Below are 25,095 nucleotides of genomic sequence, written 5' to 3' on the forward strand. Positions count from 1 at the left end.
TCGATTAAGTCCTATGGGACTTTTGGCACTCTTTTCTTTCTGAGCAAAATCATTTGATTAAACTTTTTGTACAGCACCAGTATAAATAAGTGCCTCTATATGTCGCTCTAGATTTTCTGGAATGTGCCCCCCTTTCACTAAAACCCCTAGTTCCATGTTTTTTTCCATTGCAGCGGAAGTAAAATTAGCACTAGTAATAAATGAGAGCTTGCCATCAGCAACACCACATTTTGCATGGACTGCCCCTACTGCTTGATCGTTCTTTTTCCATACATAAACATTTGCTGTCGAGATTGTTTTTTTCATAACTCCCACGGAATCGAAACTTACTGTTCCTCCATGCTCAGTAGAAGATTCTAAAATAAAATTGATACTAACCCCTCTGTCAGCTGCCTTACTTAATTCACGAACAATTGATTCGACTTTATGAGCAACGTAACTGACAATATATAGTTTCTTTGTCGCAGACCTAATTACTTGACACAATACTTGCTCAGTATGTCTAACAGGTACAATCCCGGTGGATGGGCCTGTCCAAACTAATTCTGATGAACTCTTCATATTGTGCATACTTGAAGTGTAAGATGAACTACGTAGTGCTATAGATAACTCAGCAGGCTTGACATGACTAGAATTCTGCCAAGCACGTTCAAATCTTTGAATCAACATGCTGTCAACATTAGGTCCAAAGCTAGATTTCGACTTCGAGAAATCTTTAAACGAACCTAATGTTTCAATTTTTGTCGCAATAGCATCAATCCGCTCTGGATGAAGTTTCATCCCTAGCTCTGCAACAATCCGAAAAATTTCATTCATCTATTGTACTTCCCTTTTAAAGAATGCAGCTTCGCTACACTCTAATGTATTAACAAGGAGCGCTCTATCGAGATATCGGTTCCCCCGTTCACAAGAAGTCTCTGCTACAAATGCGCATGCATGACATGATGCAGCATGAAGAGTTCTATCTTGACTTGGGTCATGCTCCGAACACAATGGATCCGATGAGCAAATCTCAGATCTTGACAATGCTTGATCAATAATTCTCCCAAGGTTTTCTGTTTTGCCCAACTCTACAAGCCCTCCTAATGTGCCGTCAGAGTCAGCCGCTGCAGTATACAATAGAACCCCAGCCATTGGCTTTTCCAAATCATCACTCGCGTATATTCGCTCTCTAATACTGGCTGCATTATATCCGCATTCAAGAGCAAGCTCACGAATCAACAGATGCGCGAAAGAATGTAACATCGCGTACCTGATCCCAGGGTATCCGGCATCAGGATCTAATTTCCTTGCATTCCGCCAACCTTGATGTCCCATTTCTAAACTACTATTTCGTTCTTTTACAGTTCCGCGGTTTTCCCAAGCTCTAATCTCATTTTCATCAAACTGTATGAATATCCCTTCGCCATGTACTTCACTTGCTGGTACCCATTCCGGACGTCCGCGACATAAACTTGCCATTGTCGGTTGATCATCAGTATCAATGCTTTCCTCCGGAGCTTCCACTCTTGTGTATCCAAGAAGTGCATTTACTTCTCTTAGTCTCTCTAATAATAATACATTTGATATTTTATTCCGGTATCTCGCTGGAGGGTCTGTTCTATTACTTAAGAATTGTGGCCAATCACTTGGAGGTGATGTTGATGTTAAAACGTTCCACTCTGGAACCTTTATATCCAGTTCCGATACATCCTCCTCAAGAGATTGTCCGTTTTTCTTATTTTGAATTTCCTGCCATACTTCCTGAGGATCATACTCACTTATTCCAGGTAAGCTCCCCCTTCTGGAGAGCGTTCTGATAGTCCCTCTTAATTCATCAAGGCTTTCGACATCGATAAAATCTTCCCAACCATCAGATACAAGTTGATTTAATAGGTTATTTTGAATGGGTATCGCTAGCACTGACAATGTAATGGGGAACCAGCTATTTGTAGCTCCAAGCAATACAGCCCTCGGATCTTCATCACATGATTCATCGTATGTATCAAGATGGGGATGCCGTCCACGACAAGCTGGTAAATTTTCTTGTGCTTCTTTACCAAAGGCATGAACTAGAGATCTTGAGGATTCACATGGGCCATCACATTTTACCCAAAGGTTTTCAGTCTGTAACGATGCACCTGTTTCGAAGAACCTTAATGTCCCTCTACAATCTGATGGACCACCATGTACAAACCAACGCCAAGGGAAATCATCAAGATGTCCATTTCTACAAGCTAGCAAAAAGCGGGCCGGTACGGCATCCGATTTTTTACCCTTCTCACAATTTTCATGAATAAAGTGGGTTTGCTCTGGGCGATAGGGATTTGGCTTTATTCTAAATAAACCTGAATCGTATTCTGCCAACAACCCGCATTTTACACATCTTAACCAGCGTGGGAATGGCCTAACTGGTACACCAATCTTTCCCTCAGCAGACATCGGGTCTGCGTTTTCGTCTCTTAGAAATGGCGGGACACGCAATCGTTCAACTTGCTGCCCCAGTCTGCGTCTTACGGCAGCAAGCAATCTGGCCTCTTCAATAGGTGCACAATTCTCAACATTCCAACGATCCAAACCCATTGTTATTACTGATAAGTTAGGTAAGTCTATTAATGCTCCTGGTCCGTAGGTCCACAATAGCTGAGAAGGTCGGACTGCTCCCACTCGATAAGTACTCATCTTCTATTTCCTCCTTCACCAGTACTATCTCCTTCTTTCAGCCTCCAATTTGGTGGGTCAGGAAGATTTGCTATATCCATGATTAATTGAACACCCGGTTCAACCTCCCGCAAAGACATAGGAACAGTTACATTATCCCATGCAAGTACCCCTGGTTTCTTCAGCAAAGCCACAAGGTCACCCTGACCGTATTCTTTCTCGTATCCTAGTCGTCGACCCGGCCTAGCAGCCTCTCTTGCCCAAATATCAATTCTTTCGGATGACATCTGAAATGCATTATTCATTGCTTCTTCATTCTTCACTTTCCATGCCCTATTCTTTACAATTTGTTTTACATATTCCGCTTCTGGCTTGGTGTGATTATCGAGATGTTGTGCTCCCACATTTGGGTTTAGGACACTGTGATTCATCCGCAAAAGACTTACCATAGTCCCTGTCAATCCTCTATCCAAGGCTCGAGGAGCAAATGGAGTAACTGATTGAGCTTCAACATGTTTATAAAAGGTGGCGTGATAATGCTCGAATGTCTCATAGTGTGAGAGATCCCGAGGCCGAGACCATGTAAGTACAGTACAAACTAAACCAGGGAACAAACGACCTACCCGGCTGGTAGCCTGAATGTATTCAGCGGTACTCTTCGGTTGGCCATTAACGACCATTAAACCAAGACGATTTACGTCGACACCAACCGAAAGCATGTTAGTCGCAAGCACTATGTCTATGGCACGAGTCTCGCCTTTTTCCCATGATGATTTGAACTTCACTTCTAATTGATCAAGTTTCTTAGGAATCTCTTTACTTGATACTCGTGAAGTAAGCTCATCTACATTCTTTACAGATCTTTGACTCAAGCCAGGCCTTTCGACATCGCTCATCTCTACCCGATAGGAACGGGTCTGAACATCGTCTTCAGCAAGCCTTCTCATTCCACCCAATTCCCTAAGAGAATTAAAATATCCAACCACAGTCATATAAGGATCCGCAGCTTGATCAAAGTGATTATAAAGTGATTGCGCCGCGGTAAGCATTGCAACATAAATCCGAATCAATACGGCTGGACGCGAACTTCCCGGTGAACAGATACCCATATAACAGCGACCTGGTTTCTTTTCTACAGACCTTTGAATGGAGAAGAAATTATCTTCTACATTTAGGCCATGTGGCGGAAAAATTGATACTTGGCGCAGAAATACGTTATTCATTTGTTCTTGAGCTTTTCTTACTGTGGCAGTGGATGCAATAACTTTCGGCCGTACCTTTTTACCATTCATTTCCCAAGTGCATGATTCATCGACAACTGTTTCATAAAGTCCTACCATTGTCCCTAAAGGCCCACTAATAAGATGAAATTCATCTTGAATGATTAAGTCAGGCGGTCGAACTGATAACACATTTTTTACGGAAGTAGCTGATAGGTAACCTTTTTTCTTATGATTCCCATTACAATCAGCATCTGGCCATAATAGTCCATGACGCTGGCATTCCTGAGTTACTCGACCAAAGAGGGTTCGAACCTGACCTTTCCAGGCCATCATAGCAAACTTATCTACAGTAGCGATCAACATAGAAGGCGGTTGGCGATATATCTCCTCATCTACAACCAGGACTGGTAGACCTAAGTTTTTAGATTTCACCTGGCTGAAATCACATCGACCATACTTGTCCCCACAGAAAATTAATGTTCTTCCGGTATCAAGATCTACGCGAATATCACGACCAGGCGCAATTTCGGATCCGCACCATGGACAACTAGTAAGTTGAGCAGGAGTTGAGCCACCTCGAAACTTTCCATCACGTTCCTTTTCTATTGCATCATGGCTTTCCTTTGTAGTGTTTGGGGTTACTTTTTGCCCAACCCACAAACCAATGGTAAAAGGTTGTGTCCCCCACATTTTCGTTTCCTTTCGTCGGAGTACCTCCATTGCACAAATTAATGCTGTCGCACGTTGAAACTGCTGCAAGGTTAATAGTCGAAGTGTGTACCTCATAATTACTGCTAGTCCACGGCCTGAATCGAATCCTCCTAGATTACCTTGTAATCTCCGTATAGCCAAGGTAAAGGCAGCCACTCCAAGGTAAGCCTCCGTTTTCCCACCGCCGGTTGGAAACCATAACAAATCAGCATAAGCCTCTAGCGGCTCTGTACGATCACGGTGAGTAGGGTCAGCCAAAGCAGGGATCGACAATAATATAAAAGCCAACTGGAATGGGCGCCAAGATCGATTTTTACGAATATTGATTTCGTCTAGATTCGTAGTCTCGCCGCGCCGCTTTGAAAGTGCATAAATGCTATGAATACGTTGAGTAGCCATTGCTCGATTAGCAAAACGAAACGCATCCAACGCTAGTGAATTTGATTTAAGAACAGCTATGCCCTCTCGCAATCTCTCTAAAATAAGATCGCAGCGATCCATTGCATCTACTCCAGATTCTTCGTACCCTTTTACAGAATTAGCTATTCGTTCTCTTTGCTCATGAATCCATACGCCATAATCATTGGCAAGAATATTCAAGGCACTTTCTAGGTCCTTGCCATCTAATTCAGCCAAAAGCTCCATATCAAGATACCCAGACTCCACCATTTCACGCATTGCCGATCGATCCTCCGGTTCAAGACCAGGCGTTTCAGTGATAGGAACTTCATAGTCAGGTATAACTTTGGTACTGATCTGAACCGCTCTTTCACTACCCCCATCTGCAGGAGTAGCATGTACTGATATACCATGTCCAACAGCAAATTCTACTTGATGACGGTATACCATTTCCAATGATTCACGTTCTTCGTCAAAATCCTCAACTTGAAGGATCGGCCGTCGTCTAAAGATAGCTTTATTTTGGGGCTCTCGCACTAGTAACTCTGGTTGAAATAACCAAGCTTGATCTTGGTTTTGTGCCGGACTGATTTGATTGTTTATTAGGAATAACGTTACCAATCTATCCCCATTTTCAAGTGGGTTACTTATCATGCCTTGAATAACAACATTAGGGCAATCAACATCTATTTGTAATGGCTTAATAGTGCTATCCCTTATTTCAATTATCCTAGTTCCACCCGAAGGTATCCGTTTCCACGCACGAAGAGGCTTTCCAGTCTTTCCATTAATCTTATTACTTTCTGCACGCTCATATCTTCCCCAACTAGCAATAAGTTCAACTTCCTTAACAGACCCCTCAATACAGAATGTGAACCCAATTGAAGAAGGAACTAGAGACTGATTAGTTGAGGCATCAATTTCGCCATCTGAATCTTCATTATCGATTCGCCCGCTCGCATTTGACAAGTCGTCTGCTTCTTCTACACGTGTTTCTTGGGGTGCAAGCCTCCCTACAAGATAACGATCACGAACGCTCATACCAACGATTTCTTCCTCAGGGCCACCAGCGGGGCCAAGCAAGTCATCCATAACTGCAATTTGCAATAGATCACGGATATAAGCCTGCTCCTTGGGTGAATTACCAGATATAGTCGGAAAAGAAGCAATCTCTATTCCACACAAATTTTTTAAGTTTTTTTCGAAAACACCCCAATCTAATCTGACGATGAGTTCATCTCTTATAAGGTTCATAGCTATTTCTGCAGATATATTATTGTTATTCGCCCGCATCACACCGTCAAAGAAAATGATCGTTTCCTGTGAAGTAGAACGCTTCCGATAAACTCTTGCGAAAATAATGGTTCTTTCTTCCCCCAGTATTACGATAAACATATCCCCTTGATTTATTCCATTTGTTTCAGACCGACTTATGTTGATAGAAATAGAGAATTCCCGTAAATTTTGGCTTTCGCTAAGCTGTACTACCCAGGCATTAGCTGGTTTTATTTGTGAGGTTTCTGATTTAAATATCTTTCTACTTTCTTCACTCACTCTGCATCCCCCCAAATTATTAGTTCCTTGCTATGAAGTCCAAAAAGAACAGATTAGTCAAAGAGATCAAGCTGATCCTCCAATAGTTTCTTTCTTTTGGTTGTTTTAAAAACGCCTTTCTTAGAAATACTTGATTTCTCCTCTGCTTCTTTTTTATATATCAGATGATTTAGTTCAAGTAATCGTTCATGAACGCTACTACGAACCTTACTCGGAATAGTAAAGCGTATCCCTTGTTTTGTTTCGAAGAATCCATGAGCTATATTAACATCATTCCAACCGTACGCATTAGCAACTATGGTATCCAATTCTATGTGTAATTCTCGCAAGAATACTATATCTTTGTCGGTATTGTTAGGATCATGAAATAGGTTATAAATTTCTGTTAGACCTTCTTTCCTCTTTTTCATTAGTTGACTTCGGTATTCATAATATCTTAAACCGATATCACCTAAGGTATGATTAATTTCTGGGAACGGGAAGGTTTCAAAACAATCAGTTGGATTATATCTATTATCAATTCGTAAAGAAGACCCGTAATATCGTGCCCAATAATCATGAAAAGAACTCTGAAGTATAGCAAAATCTTCAAACTTGTTCGTTGAGAAAACATTTAAGGCATTTGTAAAAACTATCCTTGTGGGCATGAATGAAAAACAAATATGCTTTGAAACAACACAGTTTACTAAAACTTTATCCAATTTTGATATCGAAGTATATAAACCAGTACATGCTTCATTATATAGCCACCAGTTAAGTTTTCTCGCTTTTCGTTTAACCGTCTGTCTGTATGGGAAAACCCTGTCCTCTACTATTTCCATTAACATGGGATACTTACGAGCTTCAACTTCGGTCATATTTGAAAAATTTATTATCATTCGTGTTGGCTTTTGTTCATGATGTCTCAAAAAATCATTTCCGTTCAATAAAGGCCAAACGTGATCAAGGGAAGAAGGACTACTTTGGCTTAACTCCAACAATTCATTATCTGTTAATACAAATCCAAGGCCTCCGGTGTCAACTCCCTTATAGCCTTTTCTACTTTGTTGTGAGAGACGAAAAGGATCAACTTTATTCAGCCTATCATCTAGATAACTAGAAATGTAATCCACTTCTTTTCCATCTAGTCTACAAACACCATTGTACTTTCCTTTATAAATTACTATCTTAGAGATATGAATAACTGCTCTACCTGGCCAAGGCATGTCTGAAATTGCCCAAATTATAGAACTTCCTTCCGAAAGTATCGGAACTAAGCCGGCTGTACGATTATCTGTTTGGCAAATTGAGTTTGTCCCAATTAACCCAAAGCTTCCCACCCCAATTAAGTTGTTTATTCTTCTAAAGAAATGAGTGCAAAGATCTGCATTACCATTTACATCTTCATGGAGACTGAGTAGCCAGTCGCGATATCTTTCGCCAAGTCGGGAACTAATACGACTTCCCCATAGAAAGGGGGGATTACCTACAATTGCATCAAATCCTTTATGTGCAACAAACACCTCTGGGAACTCTAACGGCCAATGAAACGGTTTTCTTTGGAATGTCCCCTCAGTTGACTCAAATGTAAATTCTTTTATTAAATCTTTATAAACTGACATATCTAAATCAGAACTTCCATCTAAATATCCTACTATATTAGTTACAAATGACCCTATCGCAGCTTCAAATTGTGTAGCATTATTCCCCCATCTTAACGCCTCTGCGACCATTGCATCTGCCACAAGTTGAATCACTTCAAGTTTCTTACGAGATTCCTGATTAACTTGAAACATGTATGCAACATCACTAATATCTCTGATTGATACTTTCCGTAACTGTTGGCGTAGTTCAATGGCTTCCTTCAAAGCTTTTTCAACCTTTTGCTGGAATATTTGGATTTGTTGTACGTTAGTCGGAATCAAACTTAAGTTAAATAACTGTTCCAGGTTATGAATCCCCAGTAAACTATCACCATTCCGAAGATTATGGTCTAGAAAACCAAATGGACGACCTTTAGCCATTGTAATTAGCCAAATCGAAAGTTTTGCTAATTCTACAGCCATAGGATTTAAATCAACACCGTATAGACATTTCTCTGCAATCAACCGTTTAGCGATAATCAATCGCTCGTCAGGTTGTGTAGGTATAGGATCAAACATTTCTAATGAATTACGAATTTCACCTTCAATTGTAATGACTTGCCCCTTTTTCTCTGCAATAGACCATGATTCAACTAATCGTTCTGATAGCCATCGACATGCTTGAACTAGAAATGCACCTGAACCCATTGTTGGGTCACATATTTTAAGATTAAGGATGTCTTGAGGTGATTTTATTTCCCATTCCTCTCTCCGTTTACCTTCCAATGGGCCCGTATAAACTATTGATTCTAATGTATTGACTACAATTTCTTCTGTAAGTATGTTTGGGGTATAGTGGGTCCCAGAGTCTCGGCGATCCACTCCAATATTAACTACAAAAGCATTAGCTAGGTACACAATAGGATCATTCCAGGCATCTGTTCGAATCAAGTGCATAAATGGTAAAATTCGTTTTGCTAGTGTGACATCACCTCCGCACACCACAAGCAGTTTACTTGTTAGAGCCTCATCAGTCGACCTGTTAATGGCATTCCTAATAGCGGCCTCGCTACGACCTGTTGCTCCTGTAACTAGTCTTAAGAAATTCCGTTCTCCTTTTGCTAATTCCATTTCAAGTTCACGCAACGATACATTAGGATATTTCGACTTTTGCGAACCAATTAAGCCCAAAGTCACTTCTGGTAATCGTGTGACAGTTTGCTCAAGCAAGCCCTCATATACATGACCTATTTGTTCCACATCTAACGCTCGATATGATAACAGTAACGCTCCACCATGTTGCTGCAGTATTTGTAATGATTCTAACAATAGAAGCACAGTTCTGTTATCAATCGGTAAAGGTTTCGCTTCTGAATCAAGCCATTTGGTTTCTTTTGGCCTACCCTCTAAAAAAGGAAACCTATCTGGGTCAAATAAAGAACTACCTAGAGCCGGCATTCGAAGAGATTCATGGTCAACCCCTCCAAAGACCATACGAAATACAGCTAGTATTCGTGCCCAAGCATCATACCGCCGCTCCAACATTTCAGGCCCATGACGATCAGCCTCTTCCACTAATTGGCTACGTAATGTTGAAATTGCATAGTGTTGATCGTAGTAGTGATCACCTAATAGCAATAAACCTCTTTCTTCTGCGCAGAGCAAGAACACTAGTCTCATCATGACAGTAAGTCCAGCTTCATAGAGTTCGGTCGTGGCTACCTCATGTAACAACTCTCGGTTACGATCTTGATCAGCTTTATCTAGACATTGTATTAACACTTCAACAGCACGACGAACTTGTTCACCTAAGGTATCCGTCACATCATCCTGATATTTCAACGATTCTTCCAATAGAGCATCTAACGTTTCATCCTGAGGACCAAAGCAGCGACGTACTCCTAATAATGACTGGAAAGCCTTTAACGTTATTGGCTCTTGAAACCAAAGTCGTGAATACCACGATACATGACTAGATGTCTCACCCACAGGAGCGTTTATCAATACCCATCTCTCACCGTTGGTAACAAGACCGAGTCTAACACCAAAGGATCTACATAATAAAGTCATTCTCTCAATAACAGAATTTGGCCAACCATCATCATGCTGGATCGTCTCGAGACTGGTTTCTGGAGGAAGGCTTGTGATAAAGCACCTAGGGATTTCATCTTGATTACTCTTAACAATCCACTTAGGCATAAATAGTCCAATTTTCTCCGGAGAGCTTATGCTAAAAGGCAAAGATAACTCAGAGTTTGAAATCAAAGAATAACTATCATATTCTAAAAGTTCAGTAAGTACTGTCCATATCCATTCACTATGAAGCTCGGCTAGCAACGAATCTTGATCGTCAATAGCTTCACGCCATTCATCATAAGCCGAGCGAAGACGTGCTCTTCTTGGTGTTTCTAACGACTCCATTCCTTGCGGAAATACTTTTTCTAAAAGAGGGACCGTTAAAAACGGGCCCGATATTTCTATTAGCGACAGCCACTCTGTATGTCTACTCACACTGTTTCATTCCTTCCAAATTCCGATTCTGGCACAAGAAATACAACCGCGACCGGAAACGTTCGATCAACTATATTTTTATATCTATTTTCTATTGCAACAGCTTCACTTTTTCTCTCATTTGGAATACGTTTGAGTCGCTCCTTAAGTGCATCTATATCTCGACGAAGCTGATTTCTTTGATCCTCTGGCCAAAGTTGCATCTCAATTTGCTGAGGCCCCTGATCTTTCAATTCACTTTTTATGCTCTTCTCCAAGTCATCAAGAACTGTTAAAACATCCTTAATTTCTCCATCTTTCCTTCGGTTTAAGGTTTTTTCTAGATACTTTAATCTATCACGCGATCTAGCCTCAACAGTTGATAAAATAGGTTTTTCTTGACTTTCATATTTTTCTTTAAGCAAATTAAATAACGATTCAGATGGTACCAAAGAAGTCGATTGTTTAATTAATGATTCTAATTTACCCAATTGTGTTATTCTAGAGAATCCACTTCTTCCTAGTTCCCCTCCTGATAATGTTAATTCTTCATGGAGCCGCTGATGATTACCACCGATTATAACTAGTCGCGACCAAACCGTGACAACTGGTGTTATAAAATCCCTGTCAGGAACTGAGCGAAACGATACACGATGGAGTTGCTTAACGTCATCTAATTTCCACAATTCCTCACGTAATAGGCGCAGACTCATCTGGACGAGTTTATGATTCAAATGGGCAAGTACGACATCGTCTCTTCCCTTTGCAACGTTATGGTCAAATGTTATTGGGCGACGTGTACCTGTATGGGGGTGGTTAAGACCAATAGTCGCCCTCCCCCACGATCCAGGTAATATAGGCACCTCAAAAGTTCTCCCATTCGAAATACCCGGTAGAGTAATCGGTTTTAGTCCAGGCTTTTCAGCAATTTCTAAAGCTATTTCCACTGCTCTTTCAATATTTTCAGGTGAGAGATGATACTCCTCTTTTGACTCCATTAGCCGCGCATGAAGGCGAGATATTTTTTCTTCCATCCTTCTTTCAGCAGCAACAAAACGACGGGCTTGAGCTGCTTTAGTCTCTGCGATACTTGTATCCATTGAATTGCGTCTCCCAAGCATCGCTTCTTCTATTTGTGATGCGATAACTGGACCAACTGTACCAAGGTCCTCCCGAATCCTATCAATTTTCAGAACAGCACGCATTAGATATTCGTGGTCACCAGTAACCTCACCAACTCTAATCTTTCCATGTGAACCTTCAGATCTAAAGCCCTTTCCAACTGGATGCCAAATGTATACTTCTTTTTCCTTCTGTCCGTGTCGATCAATTCTCCCGTTACGCTGCTCCATCACGTTCGGATTCCATGGAATCTCGACATGAATAAGATAATTACAATGATTTTGCAAGTCTATACCTTCAGAAGCAGCATCGGTTGCCAAAAGTATCCGAACGGGTGATATATGTGGGTCCGCTTGGAAGGCTGCCTTAACAATTTCTCGTTCATCGGGGAGCATACTCCCATGAAGAAACATAAGCCTATCCCCACCATAACCGTGAGTAGCTAGAATTTGGTGTAACCATGAATGTGTGGCACGATACTCTGTAAATAGTATAACCCGTTTATTATTCAATCTCCCATCATGCTTAAGATGAGTATCCAGCCAACTAAGTATTGCTTTTGCTTTAGAATCCAAACGGTTTTTAAATTTATCAGCCCAGCTAGAAAGGCGATCTAACATTTCAATCTGTCTTACTGTTAAGGGAACTGTAAGCTCACTTGCTACTTCTATCGCCTCATTGTAGAGCTGTTCAGCTTGTGCGTCATCCGAATATTCTTCTTCCGTGCGCATGATCGCCTTTCGAAGAATACGGTTATCTAATGATTCTTTAGCAGGGCTTGTCCACCCTTTATTAAGAGTGTCTCTGTGCTTCTCTAGTGTTGTTGCAAAAGCCATAGGAGAAGAAAATAGTCTCTTTTTAAGTAATGTATGAATGAAATCTGTCCCATACTCATAACGAGTACCACGAACACTATTCGATCTACTAGTCATATATTCTCTCAGTAGTTGATGAATGTTTCTCTCCTCATGCGAGTAGTCAATTTCAAGACACTCTAGCTTTCGAACAGGAAAAACAGGCTGACCTTTACTATCTACAATGTCACTTTTAAGACGGCGAACCATTACCCGTTGAAGTTGCTTTTCATCAGGCATTATTGTTCTCGCAAATCGTTGATCGTCCAATAGCTCAAGTAATGAAGTAAAGGACTCTTGGTATCCGTTATGCGGAGTCGCACTCAGAAATAAGTGATGTGAAAAATGTGGAGATATGGTGCGTATTAGTTTTGTTCGTTGGCTTTCAAGTGCATACTGACTTGAAGCCGATGGCACTATATTATGTGCTTCGTCCACAACCAAAATATCAAATTTGCGTGGATAGGTTATTTGAGGAGAAAGAATGTCCTTGAGCAGACGTAAACCTTCACCACTTTTCATCCAGTCCATAGACGAAATAAGTCGCGGAAAGGAAGTCCATGGATTCGCATGGATTCCGCGCTCGCGGCGGAGTTGTTTAATATATTCAGTATCAACAATTCGAAACTCAAGACCGAATTTTTCCTGCATTTCAGTTTGCCATTTAACCTGAAGGGAAGCAGGGCAAACAATAAAAACAGTCCGCGCTCTATGACGGATTAGAAGCTCTTGTATTACCAATCCAGCTTCAATTGTCTTACCTAAACCTACGTCATCTGCAATTAATAGGTTAACACGAGCCATATCAACAGCCCTTACAAGAGGATCTAATTGATACTCTTCTATTGATATCCCACTACGAAATGGTGCCTGTAGAAAGGACCTATCTGCACTAGTTGCTGCCCCCCACCTCACAGCATCAAGGAATGCTTCGAGCCTTTCGTTAGTATCCCATCCTGTAATCTGAGGAAGACCCGCCTTTTCCACAACTTTTGCACCAGGTTCTACCTGCCAAATGATTTGAAGTTCTTCCCCAAGAGAATCTTCTTCCAAAGAAGCGAGGGTTATTAAATGCTGATGCCTACTTAAATCAGTTGAGAATGAAGACTTCTGAACCTGGCTTACAACCCAGTGACGTCTCCTAACCTCAACAAGTTGACCTGGATCTGGGATACTCTGAAGGTATATATTTTGATTGTTATTTCTGTCATTCATCTAACGCGCCTCCGAACAGCTTAATTTTGTCTCTTATAAGTTACATATGCACATTCCTGTTTCGGAAAGCCCCCCAATTTTCCCTTTCAAATTGAGGATAATCCCCATTTCTCTATGTAAAAAGCCAACCCAGGCGGTCGGCTTTTTACATGGAATCGAACAATGGATGTACAAAATCTTACCACCGTTGAGTGATGATTATGTTTAGTTAAAGTGCTGTACTAAGCCGTAAAATATTGCATAAAATTGGTAAGATGTTGGCATTCTATAAGTACCCAATAAAAATATGTACACGGAGTGATTAAGATGTTTCCATCTACAAAAAACAAAGCATTTATAGGGGCGTTTTGTAGAGGGAGAGAAGCTGCGCGCAATGGACAGCCGCCTGAAACCTGTCCCTACAGTGATCATCGAACAAAAAATGGTTCTGTAACCTTCAGTAGAGCTTTCAAGAAATATTGGATGTTGGGTTACACCGAATTTGCTGCTGATGATTGTTCATCTTTTGAGGTCAAGCCTGTTTCTGAGTCTGCCCGTAATCCCGACTGAATATTTCTCATCAAATCGAAAACTTGTCCAGCCACCTTACTTTTACTCAAATAGCTTTGATAAGCTTTCATAGCATTACTAATCAATTCTGGATAAAGGACTACTCGAGCATCCTGACTCTTAAGTTTAGTGATGTCTTCCTCTCTTTTACGTGAGTCCTCCCATCCCCTTAGAGGCTTGCCTAGTACACATATAAACTCAAGAGGTTCCTTGGTATTGGTTTCATCAAGAATTTTTTGCATTGCACCCCTATATTTATCAATCTGCCTACCCAACTCCCAATAATCCACGATTCGGTCGGGACGTTTTAATTCAATAATCACATGTTTTCCAGAAACGCTTTTATATCTAATATCCAGCCTTGCCCTTTTTTCTTCCTCGGTTAATTCAGCATCCAAAGCTCCAAAGACTTTGTCCATGCGCTGCTCCATATATTCTGAATCCGTTGCTCTTTCCCATGAAGGGTCTAACAGCCATAAATGATTAAAGAGATGTTCCTGGATAACTTTTTCCAAATCATTAGCATCAACACGTTCTTCCAATACCCGTATTACCTCTATTCGTTCTTTAACAATTTGATAATAGAGAGATGCCTCTAAATCATCAAGCCTGCCAAAAACTTCACTTAAAGCTTGTAAATTCTCAACGGATATCTTATCTAAAGCATCAAGATTATCTCGGTACTTTAAACTTTCAAATGCTAGAACAGCATGACTAAACAATGTCCCTCGATCTTCACTCGAATCAACAGTCATCTGATTGATACGCCCAAACAACTTTGTCGCTGAGGCTTTGTAATCAGGAGATAATGTCTTAAACCACTGATTTAAAGCAGGATTCTTTAATGCTTCATCTTTACCTTTTTGATTTCTTAAACTAGACCATCTACTTTGAATTTTCTTAAGCTGTTCTTTCACCCATTCTCTCAGTTCAATATAGCGTGGATCATCTTCTATTATGTGTTGGCGACTACTTGTAGCTATATCCTCTAGGTCATCATCATCCAGAAAATCTGCATGTATCTCTCCGATAATGTAGGAACTGTAAATGCCTGTTTCATTTATTTCTGATAAAATATCTTCCTGTGCAAGTTTATTTCTCACCATAACTACAATTTGGTTTAGACTTTCAGAGCCATCTTTCAAGTCAGAAGTTTCTTTAACCGTACCAATCCATCCAGTAATACTATTACCATTTTTAGTAGTAACATCAGGCAAGTTTTCAGTTGGAACAATACTTCTAGGTAGGTCAACATGACCATATGTCCATATGTTTTCTAATTTGTTAAAGTAATCTCTATCCGCTATGCTGATTGGAGTTTTATTTACGATTACAGAAAAATCATTCTTTTCTCCAATTACACTAAATCTTCTTGCTAATTTTTTCCTTAACGAAGTTTCGAAAACTCGCTTTTGTCTCAAATCACGCAGTATTATTTTCGTTCCGTTAGTCCAGTCAATTACATCTGTGCTAAGTTCGCGAGGATTGTATGTACCGCCAGCTTCCCCAGTTCCCTTTATCTGTTCTTTGAGTTCTGGCAACGACATCTGCAATGCACTTTTCTCTCCATCTCGAATAGAAAACACTTCTATAGTATCAGCAATTGAAAAGAGTGATAACTTACCAATTCCTTTTCGCCCCATTACAGGTCGTTTTAGTTCCTGTGATAACCGTCCTTCTTCTGTTTCCCGACGTGGGTAACCAACTTTAAGAAACTTTTGATTAATATCTGTTTTCGTCATACCATGACCATCATCAAAAATGGTTATTATATTACTTTCCTTATCTATATCAATATCTACTGCCTTAGCATCGGCATCCCACGCATTGGCAACAGTTTCTGCAAGTACTGATGCAATATTACTATACAAATTAATACCAAGATGGTTTAAAACATTAAGGCTGATAGTAATTTTGAATTGATTTGACACCATAATTACCTCCGCCCTTGATTCATTTTGTCCTTTTCTTCGTTCCGTTTCACTTTAATTTGCATTTCGTTTTCTTTCAAATGCGCACGTATACTGAAACCTATTATTTCTCCTAGCTTTACAGGAACCGCATTACCTATTAGACGCCCTACTGTCTTAATTGCTATCGGCTCTCCAGGTGAAACAAACTTATATTCTTTAGGAAAACTCTGTAAAACAGCTCCCTCTCTAAGTGAAATTGCTCTATCTTGCTCAGGATGCCCGAATCGTCCATTCCCGAATCCGAAAAACTGAGTTGTCATTGTCGGAGCAGGCTCATCCCATACCATTCGCCCGTATACACTTGGATAACTTTTGCCTGAGCCCTTTTTATGACATTCTGCAACTAAATGCTCCCCCCAGTCCCGCCAAGTGCCACCTGGCCTAGAAGCTTGTATGCGTTCCAAGTTCTTGTCTGATAAAGAAGATGACTGGTGCAGAGGGTCCTTATCATAAATTTCCCCAGCATTAATCGGAGGCAAGTCTCCAATTGCTTCACGAACAGTTTTTGGTGTAATCTCAAAATCATCTGGTTGAAGTAATTGAATATCGCCTAATCTGGAAGCCAAAAGTACCAAACGCCGTCTCTGTTGAGGTAAACCATAGTCTGCACAATTAACAATCTGATAACTAACAAAATAGCCTATATCTTGTAGTTCCTTTACGAAATTACCAAACACTTCTTGTTTTATTAGCTCAGGGACATTTTCCATAGTAACTAGTTCAGGCTCAGTTTCTCTTACTAGTCTTGAAAATTGTAAAAGTAACCACCATCTCTCATCATCTTGATCAGCCTTACGGTTGTAAGTTGAGAATGTTTGACATGGCGCACACCCAGCCAGTAAATTTATACCATTCTTACGGAAATTAGCTTTAATGTCACTTGCCTGTAGCTCTTCAACTGACTTTAATTCAAATTTAGCTTTATTATTTGAGGTATATGGGTAGCTACATGCTGGATCAATATCTACTCCTAGTTTAACATTTATTCCGGAATTCACCAGACCATGCGTCAACCCACCAGCTCCACAGAACAAGTCCACAGCGTATACTGTACGCTTTGATAATTTCTTCTGTTTTAGGCTAGTTGCTGACATTTTACTTCCTCCTTCTTACAGTTACAGCACAATTTTCACACTCAATTATCTATATGAACAATTCGACAAACACAATAAGAACTCCTTTAATACGACAAAACATCGAGCTTTTATGTCGATAAAATATATCAATAGTCAATCTTCAAATATTAACTGCCTCACCGAGTATCTTAACAAGACCGCCAAACTCCAATTCTTCAAATTTCCTTGAGGCAGCATCATGGCGTAGATCCCATAGACAATCACTTAGATTACATTCAATAGGCACATCAATTCGGATTCGAGCCAGATCTCTTGAAAGATGTAACATATCCAAATTTTCTTCGATTTTCTTCTTGATACTTGCCGGAAGTTTTTCAAGGCATTCGAGACAACCTTCTACAGATTTATACTCAGCCAAAAGCTTAAGGGCAGTCTTTTCACCTATACCTTTAACCCCAGGATAATTATCACTCGTATCTCCCATAAACGCCTTTAAATCAATAACCTGCATGGGTGTTAGTTGCTTTGCAGTAAAAAGTGTCTCTAAATCATACACAGTATAATTAGATCGACCCTTATTCATGATTACAACTTTGACCTGTTCTGTTATTAACTGAAGCATGTCGTGGTCTCCAGTTAAAATAAACACTTCAGAGTCACCCTGTAGTTTATTAGCCAAAGTACCAATGCAATCATCTGCCTCGTACCCAGTTATACCAATATTGGGTACACCCATTTCGGCTACTACTTCTTTAACTAAGTCGAATTGCGGTAAAAGTTCAAGTGGAGCTTCCAACCTATTTTGTTTGTATTGGCTATAGCTCTCGGTACGAAAAGTACTACTGCCCATATCCCAACAACAAATTACGTGAGTTGGAGTAAAATTGTTTATTGCATCAAAGAAATATTGTATAAATCCATAAACAGCATTGGTAGGTAATCCGTTACTTGTTTTACGAATGTAGCCGGAATAAGAAGTCGCATAAAAGGCTCTAAAAAGAAGAGCCATCCCATCAACCAATAGCACTTTATTTTGTGATTGCAACCTGGTCCACTCCCATTCTTTATAGATATTGCGATGATTTAGTATTGATTCAACGTCCAGTAATACACTATTGATTGATTCCAGGTTTTCTTTTTTCACAGCTTGAACATCTTAGCCGTTTAAATTCGCTCAGTAGATATTCCCGATCTTTACCAGACTCATTTGATCGAAAACCAAGTAGTGAACAGCTATACTTACGATCTGGATCAGTACTATACAGTGTCTGCATACTTCTTGTATGACTAAGATCCTGTAGAACCTGCAGATACTTGCACCAAGACAAATTCTCAGCAGCATCTGCTTTCAACCACGTTATTTCACGCTCAACGTACTCTTTACGGTCATGTGGCAAACCCATAAAGTCAAATATTTGGCGTAGCAAGACCTGCACATCATCGTCTTTCATGCCAGCCAAATATTCTGTTATTGTTCCTTTCTCTACAATTCGTTCCCTTAGGTTAAACAACGCATTTCCTTCTAAAAAATTACTCAAACTTTTTGTCATATCCGTCACTTCGTACATTTCTGCTTGTTCTTTTGTTTCGCTCGCTATTTTCATTGCTTCCTCGGAATTCCCAAGACCAAGTACACACTCTGCTAATAACAACTTCCCGCGCAATACTTCATGCAAAAATCCCTCGGCTTCAAGATTATTAATACTAGCCTCCAGATCCTGCTTCATTTTCTGAAGAACAGTTTTAGATGAATCATCAGCATCCAATATCAAAGCTCTAAAATGAGCCATAAACTGCATTTGAAGACTTGCCAATGAAAGTTTGGCTGTAGCTTGGAAAGAAACACTAGGCCATCCGGCTTTATCTAATTCGAAAAATCGTTTCATCCACTTAGTTTGTGCTTCAATATGTTCACGCGCCATACGAACACGCTCTTCATTTGGTATCGGAAATCCCAACTTCTCCCTGACGCTTACTAAAGCGAAAGAATGGGATAGTCCTGTTAGCAGTTTGTTGCCTTGAATCTCCCATTCAATTAAGTTTAATTTTGATTTTAGCACTTCGCTATTTTCGTTTAATTTTTTTAGTGATGCTATTGTATCTCGTAATGAACTTTCCGCCGCTTCGTATTTTTCTTGATCTGTTTTATCTATCCAAAAAAAAGCTTCTCTCTGCCGTTCTAAACGCAGTTGTAGTCCAAGAATTGAGTTCTGGGTATCATTTTCAAGATCATTCACCTTTTGCTTATAGTAATCTTGATCAGTAATGCCTAGTAAATAGTTTAAGCTTAAGTGAATAAAATTAGCAGTGGCCCTCATATCGGTAGAGAGATTTTCCAACTTTTTACCCCTTGGTAACCAAGAAAAAGCATCAGCATACTCTCCCTTGTGGAGCTTGATGTAACTCACTATCACACCTAGTTCAGGGTCACTTTTAGCAGATGCCGAAATTTCTAATAACATTCGGTCAATCGTGTAGTAATGTCCTGTATTCGCCAAAGAGATTCCATATTGTTTAATTAATTTAATTGTTTCGTCAGTTGTTCTCAGTTTTCCTGTTGAAAGGTCTAAAGAAGTAGTTACTGTAGAATCGGGCAAAGAAGACGATATATGCTCAGTTAAGTTTCGAAACGCAGTCCCGAGCTTGAAAAGGGTACTGTGTATATTTTCAAAAGCACTTCGATCAAGAACTGAACGAAACCGGTACGAAAACGTATTCTGTGAAGTAGTTTTTATATCTATACCCTCATGATCAGCAGCCTTTGCAATGTCAGTCGCCCACGCCCAATGAAATACGTTTTCATTCTCGACATACACAAAAAAGAGGGAGTTTGGTTGATTCAACAAATAATTCAAAGTCTTAATAGGAACTGGAAAACTTAAAGAGCCATCTGTATTACGATGGCCATTTAAAACGCTTTTCAATTGTGAATGGGCACGGAAGTTAGTTATGGCCTTTCCAGAGAACCGAAGTTCGAGAATACGATCAACTCCATAGTCCCCACCATTCTCTTCCCGAATTAAAAATAAGTCTGCCGGTACCAGATTAGAAAATGCAAGAACTGAGCGTCTTTCTTGATCATGTGTATCTCCACTAACAGGAAGATTGGTCATTTCGCACCTCCGATATGCAACAGAAGCTTTTTTTTCTTGTTGAAATCGCTCGAATATTCCCAAATGAAAATGGGATTAAATCAAATACATTTAAGAAACCTACCGATTCAAATAATCCCATTTTCAATCGGGTATATAAAGGGAATATTGTTCAGTTCGAAATGTAGTACTCCCCATATCCCAGCAGCAGACGACATGTGTCGGGCGGAACCGCTTGACGGCATCCATCAAATATTTGACGAATCCGTGCACGGCATTGGTTGGCAATCCGGCACTTGTCCGCTTAATATAGCCGCTGTACGAGCTGGCATAATAGGCCCGAAACAATAACGCCATTCCGTCGACCAGCAGCACTTTACGATCGGTCATTCTCTCAACTCTCCTTGTCCCACTAGCACTCTCGCCAATTATAGCATACTGGCAGGCAGGGTAAAGGAAACATTGACTGCGCGATCTATAAAGATATGGATTTAGACATTTCCGATAGTAGGATGCCGCTGGAAAACGGTACACGCCTCAAGGTACTTCGTAGAACCGTCGCTTCTGGCTTTGGTACATAAATTCGATTTCCTTCGGCGACAGTGTCTTGCCGAAGACGAAGAAGTGGCCCAACTCGCCCCCGAAATATCCGTTATCGCCGGGGCTACGGCCGATCGAGTCCGCTTGCGAAGGCACTAGTCGCTTGTATGAACGGCTGCGGAAGGAGACGGAACCACCGTCTGACGGCGACAGCTCGACGCCGTCCACATACAGCCGGATCGCATTGCCTGCGAAGTCGAGAATGCCGACGGCATGATGCCATTCCGAATCGCGGACGTACGGGAACGATTTCGTCTGGAAACTGTCGGCGCTGTCGCTTCTGCCGGCAACGCGGATGGCTGTTGCCGTCAAGGTCATTTCCGCGCCTGCGGTTGCGCCGTGAATCCGAGTGCCGAACAGCCACTTCGGGTTCGAATCGGCTACGTTTCCGTCACGGAACCAGCCGGCTATCGTAATAGCAGGGGCGCCGTTCAGCCCGGCGGACGGCTTGTAGCCGAGAGCGGCGTAGTCCATGACGCCGTCCAGTCTCACTCCGCGTTCCGGGTAGCCCGGGATACCGGCACCGCCCATTCGCTTAGCGTCATTGCCGAAGCTGGAAAGATCGGAATGCAGGCCCGTCGACGCTCCATCCAGCGGCCAATAGCCCGCCAGTCCGTCATAGACAAGATGCCGGATTTCGCGCGGGTCGAGGGCTCTGCCGTAAATGCTCATCTCGTCAAGCACCCCTGCGAAAAAACCGCCGCCGAATGGGCTGCTGCCTATCGTGGAAGCATATCCGGGCATTTGCGGCGCGAAGGAGCGGCTGCCGAATACCGGTGTCTTGCCGGACAGCGGCTTCTGCTCTATTCCGTCCAGATACAGCCGGATAACGTTATGCTCATAATCGATCACCCCGGCAGCGTGATGCCACTCTCCGGAGATCGTGAACGGAAAGTCCGCGTACTTATAGTCTTCGTTCGGCGTGCTCCTTCCTCCTACGCGTATCCGGTTTCCGACCATCCATACTTCGGCCCCCGCCGATGTCTGCCCGACAGGGACGCCGAGCAGCCAGTTGCCCGTTTGCCCGGGCGGGGGCAGACTGTCGTTTCGAAACCAGCCTGCGATCGTAACGGCCGGCGCCCCCTGCAAATTCGTCACCAGCGTATTGGGCAAAAGCACATGGTCATCCACGCCGTCGAAATGAAGCCCACCGTTCCGGTAGCCATCCGTCCAAGCCGCCCCCTGAACCGTTCCGTGCGCCTCGTACGTCGAGCTGTCCGTAGCGGCCGTGCCCGTTATATCGTCGAATTTCCAATAGCCGTGCGGCAAATCCAAAGCATACCGCGCATTCTTCAGCCGATGGAACGTGATCCGGTTAGCGTTATGGTACGTGTCGGCGCCGTCATAGGATGTGCGGGCGACGAAGATAATATCGTCGCCGTCCCAGTGCCAATCCGCGTACTGGAAGCCGACCTTTGCGATCGAGTAGGGGACCGGCAGCTGCGAATCGTCACGGATCAGCAGCTTGGCGAAGTTCCAGTGAAGCAGGTCGGACGACGTATACAGCGACAGCCGGTTTCGCTGCTGAACGGCGAACGGGTAACTGTTGTCGTTGACAAGTGCGGCATACAAGCGGCTCTCCGCATCATAGCGTATGGTGAATTTGTGCATGCCGCCGGGAAAATCGATGAATCCTTCGGCAGGATCGAAGCTGATGTTGGCGTTGTCCGAGGATAGATGGATGACAGCCGCCTTATCCACGACGGGTTCGGAATTGAGACGAATCACGTTCAGGATGTCCCCGTTCGGCGCTTGCACCATATTGCCCTCCAGCCATCCGGGCCGGCTGGCCGACCAAGCTGGCGGCAGCCAGGCCGGATTGAAGGCAAGTTCGTTCGTTTTTGTCCAGCTGGCCGCATCAAGCAGGTCGGAGTGCTCGGGGGCGGAGATGACCAGCGCCTTGAAATTTTGCGGCCAAACGTAAGGTTTGTTGCTCTCGAACGCTTTGTACAGGCGGCCATTCGCCCGCAGGACAGGCGTGGGGGCCGTATGGTAAGCCGAGGAGCCGGTGCTGCCGCCCGGAAACAGCAGACCGCTGCTCGCATCGTCAGCCGTCGTCCAGGACGTTCCCCCGTCGTCGCTTTTGCGGATGACGATCGATTCGAGCGGGCCGGACGTCCCGAGCAAATAGACACTTCCCGCGTGCGCAAACAGGCTGGCCCAGTAAATGCCGTCCAACATAACGAGATGCTCCCACGTTCTGCCGTTGTCGGTCGAACGATACACCGACGTTTTGCGATGAGGCGAATTCGGTCCGGAATAATCGTGGGTAACGAGCAAGCTGCCATCGTCCAGCCGCAGCAGACTGGGGGAGCTTAGAAAGATGCGGGTACTTGCTTTCAACTCGTTCACTTCCGACACCAGCATGTTGGCGTAATCAGCCGTTCGGTCTTTCATATCGTTTGCCTCCTTTTGATAGGGAATGGGGTCCGTCCGGGAGACGGATGGATTGGCTGTCAGCCTGTAGAACCATACGGTGCCATACACCAGGATCAACGCAACCAGCGCCGCGAGCACGACCAGTCGAAGGCCCGGTCCCCGTTTCACGGCCTACTTAGCCCTTTCGGATGCGATTGCCTTGTTGGCCGCCTCTTCCGCCTCGCGCAGTACGGTGTTCAGGTCTTTACTACCGAAGATGAATTGGCGCAGCGCCTCGGTGTACGCGTTGGAGGCGACCAGATCATATTTCGTAGTAATATACGGCTCGGCTACGTTGTTGTAATAAAACGCCGGAATGTTTTTGCCGCGGTAGACCGCAGAGTTTGCCAGAAAATTCTGCTTGATATCCTTGCGATCCAGTACCGTCATATTCCCGTTTCGGGTCGCTTCGGCCTGAACCTCCGGCGACAGCAGGTGTGCGATTGCCTGGAACGCTTCTTCCTTGTGCTTGCTCGTCTTTGGAATGACGAAGCCGTTGGCGAATACCCCGATGCCCGTCTTGGGCTTGTCGGCGAAAACGGGGAAGGAAGCGATATCCCAGCCGATGCCTTCTTTGTTGAATTGATCCATCGCCTGACCGATGAAGATGTCGGGTAAAATCGCGACATTACGGTCCTTCGTAAACCGGTTCAACCCATGATACAGCACGCCTGCGGAGGGCGGACGATTGTTCGGTATGCTGAAGATGGTCTGAAAGACGCTAAACATGCTGCGCCAGCCCTCATGCTGCTGGATCAGCGCCTTGCCTGTAGCCGGATCGGTGAAAGGGAGCGACAGCTGGGTTTGCAGCCGGTTGAAATAGCCCATCTGCAAGCCGTAGTAGCGGCTATCCCTCTCAACGACGGTCAGCCTCTTCGCCAGCTCGATATATTGATCCCAGGTCATGCCGTCGACCGGATAGGCCACGCCGAACTTGTCGAACAGGTCTTTGTTATAGTAGGTGGCGAATACGTTTTGCGTTCTCGGCAGACTGTACAACTCCCCGTTCTGTCCAAACTGCTTGAAAAATTGCAATATTTGCGGCGTAATCGCACCAAGGTCGAATTCGTACTTGCGGACCAGCTCGTTCAAATCGGTTGGCACATCCATATCGAGCAGAATCGGCATATTCGTAATACCATCGTCGATAATATCCGGCAACTCCTTCGCGACGATCATCTGATTGAACTGGTTGGCGTCCGTACAGTCGATCTTCTGAAGAGTAATATGCGGATATTTTCGGGAGACAGGACCGGCGAAATCCCGGGCAAAATCGTCGTCGCTTACGGCAAAGCATTTGAAATACATAGTCAAGGTGACCGGCTTTGCCGCTTCATTTGTCTGGACGGATGGATCGTTCGTCCCTTTTCCGGAACTGGAGCAGCCCGTCGCGGCCAGAATCAGCAGGGCGGCAAAGCAGGAAACGAATATGGTTTTTACAAAAGACATTGTTAAGATTCTCCCCTTTACTTTTCAGTTAGCACCATCCTTGCATGAAGAGATCACGGTGCGAACGGTCTGTTCCGCCGCACGGCAACGGAGGACAACGCTTACAGAGCACTTTAAAAACAGTTGAATTGCAGGTAACCGTTCCATATAATCGGAATAAATGGAACG

General features: G+C 43.0%; 12 protein-coding genes and 1 pseudogene. 1 reads left to right on the forward strand and 12 read right to left on the reverse strand.

The features are described 5' to 3' along the window. Nucleotides 1-57: 57 nt before the first annotated feature. The 5 genes from drmC to drmD are packed head-to-tail and all read right to left on the reverse strand — an operon-like array spanning nt 58 to nt 13,770. The gene (gene drmC / locus AC3Y2E_RS03225) at nt 58-816 is read right to left on the reverse strand and encodes a DISARM system phospholipase D-like protein DrmC (protein WP_379207069.1); all 759 of its coding nucleotides are present in this window, start codon (nt 814-816) and stop codon (nt 58-60) included. Further along, nucleotides 817-2,661, reverse strand: a complete 1,845-nt coding sequence (gene drmB / locus AC3Y2E_RS03230) for a DrmB family protein (RefSeq protein WP_379207071.1) — start codon at nt 2,659-2,661, stop codon at nt 817-819. Then, entirely contained in the window at nt 2,658-6,527 is a 3,870-nt protein-coding gene (drmA, locus tag AC3Y2E_RS03235) for a DISARM system helicase DrmA (RefSeq protein WP_379207073.1), read from the reverse strand. The genes drmB and drmA overlap by 4 nt, the downstream gene beginning before the upstream one ends. A gap of 53 nt (nt 6,528-6,580) precedes the next feature. Further along, on the reverse strand, nt 6,581-10,600 hold the full coding sequence (locus tag AC3Y2E_RS03240; RefSeq protein WP_379207075.1) for an Eco57I restriction-modification methylase domain-containing protein: 4,020 nt from the start codon (nt 10,598-10,600) through the stop codon (nt 6,581-6,583). After that, on the reverse strand, nt 10,597-13,770 hold the full coding sequence (drmD, locus tag AC3Y2E_RS03245) for a DISARM system SNF2-like helicase DrmD (RefSeq protein WP_379207077.1): 3,174 nt from the start codon (nt 13,768-13,770) through the stop codon (nt 10,597-10,599). Before drmD ends, AC3Y2E_RS03240 begins: the two co-directional genes overlap by 4 nt. Before the next feature lie 306 nt (nt 13,771-14,076). Here drmD and AC3Y2E_RS03250 point away from each other — a divergent pair, with 306 nt between their 5' ends. Continuing rightward, nucleotides 14,077-14,319 carry an Rmf/CrpP family protein gene (locus AC3Y2E_RS03250; protein WP_379207079.1) on the forward strand — a complete coding sequence of 81 codons (243 nt, stop codon included), beginning with the start codon at nt 14,077-14,079 and terminating at the stop codon, nt 14,317-14,319. Here the strand turns inward: AC3Y2E_RS03250 and AC3Y2E_RS03255 are convergent. The 7 genes and pseudogenes from AC3Y2E_RS03255 to AC3Y2E_RS03285 all read right to left on the reverse strand — a co-directional run bounded on the left by AC3Y2E_RS03255 (nt 14,241) and on the right by AC3Y2E_RS03285 (nt 24,927). Next, nucleotides 14,241-16,253, reverse strand: coding sequence for a BbrUII/HgiDII family restriction enzyme (locus AC3Y2E_RS03255; RefSeq protein WP_379207081.1), 2,013 nt, complete (start codon nt 16,251-16,253; stop codon nt 14,241-14,243). The genes AC3Y2E_RS03250 and AC3Y2E_RS03255 overlap by 79 nt on opposite strands. 2 nt (nt 16,254-16,255) lie before the next feature. Then, a complete protein-coding gene (locus AC3Y2E_RS03260; protein WP_379207083.1) occupies nt 16,256-17,386 on the reverse strand; it encodes a DNA cytosine methyltransferase in 1,131 nt (376 codons plus the stop codon). A 142-nt stretch (nt 17,387-17,528) separates the two neighbouring features. Then, on the reverse strand, nt 17,529-18,413 hold the full coding sequence (locus AC3Y2E_RS03265) for a 5'-3' exonuclease (RefSeq protein WP_379207222.1): 885 nt from the start codon (nt 18,411-18,413) through the stop codon (nt 17,529-17,531). Between the two features lie 67 nt (nt 18,414-18,480). After that, complete coding sequence (locus AC3Y2E_RS03270; RefSeq protein ID WP_379207085.1) at nt 18,481-20,481, reverse strand: DUF4365 domain-containing protein; 2,001 nt, start codon at nt 20,479-20,481, stop codon at nt 18,481-18,483. Between the two features lie 135 nt (nt 20,482-20,616). Beyond that, nucleotides 20,617-20,850 (reverse strand): annotated as a pseudogene (locus AC3Y2E_RS03275) (5'-3' exonuclease); the annotation flags it as partial. 147 nt (nt 20,851-20,997) lie between these two features. Continuing rightward, nucleotides 20,998-23,457, reverse strand: a complete 2,460-nt coding sequence (locus tag AC3Y2E_RS03280) for a sialidase family protein (protein ID WP_379207087.1) — start codon at nt 23,455-23,457, stop codon at nt 20,998-21,000. 153 nt (nt 23,458-23,610) lie between these two features. Further along, on the reverse strand, nt 23,611-24,927 hold the full coding sequence (locus tag AC3Y2E_RS03285; protein ID WP_379207090.1) for an ABC transporter substrate-binding protein: 1,317 nt from the start codon (nt 24,925-24,927) through the stop codon (nt 23,611-23,613). Nucleotides 24,928-25,095 lie beyond the last annotated feature (168 nt).

Source organism: Paenibacillus sp. MAH-35, from assembly GCF_058135425.1.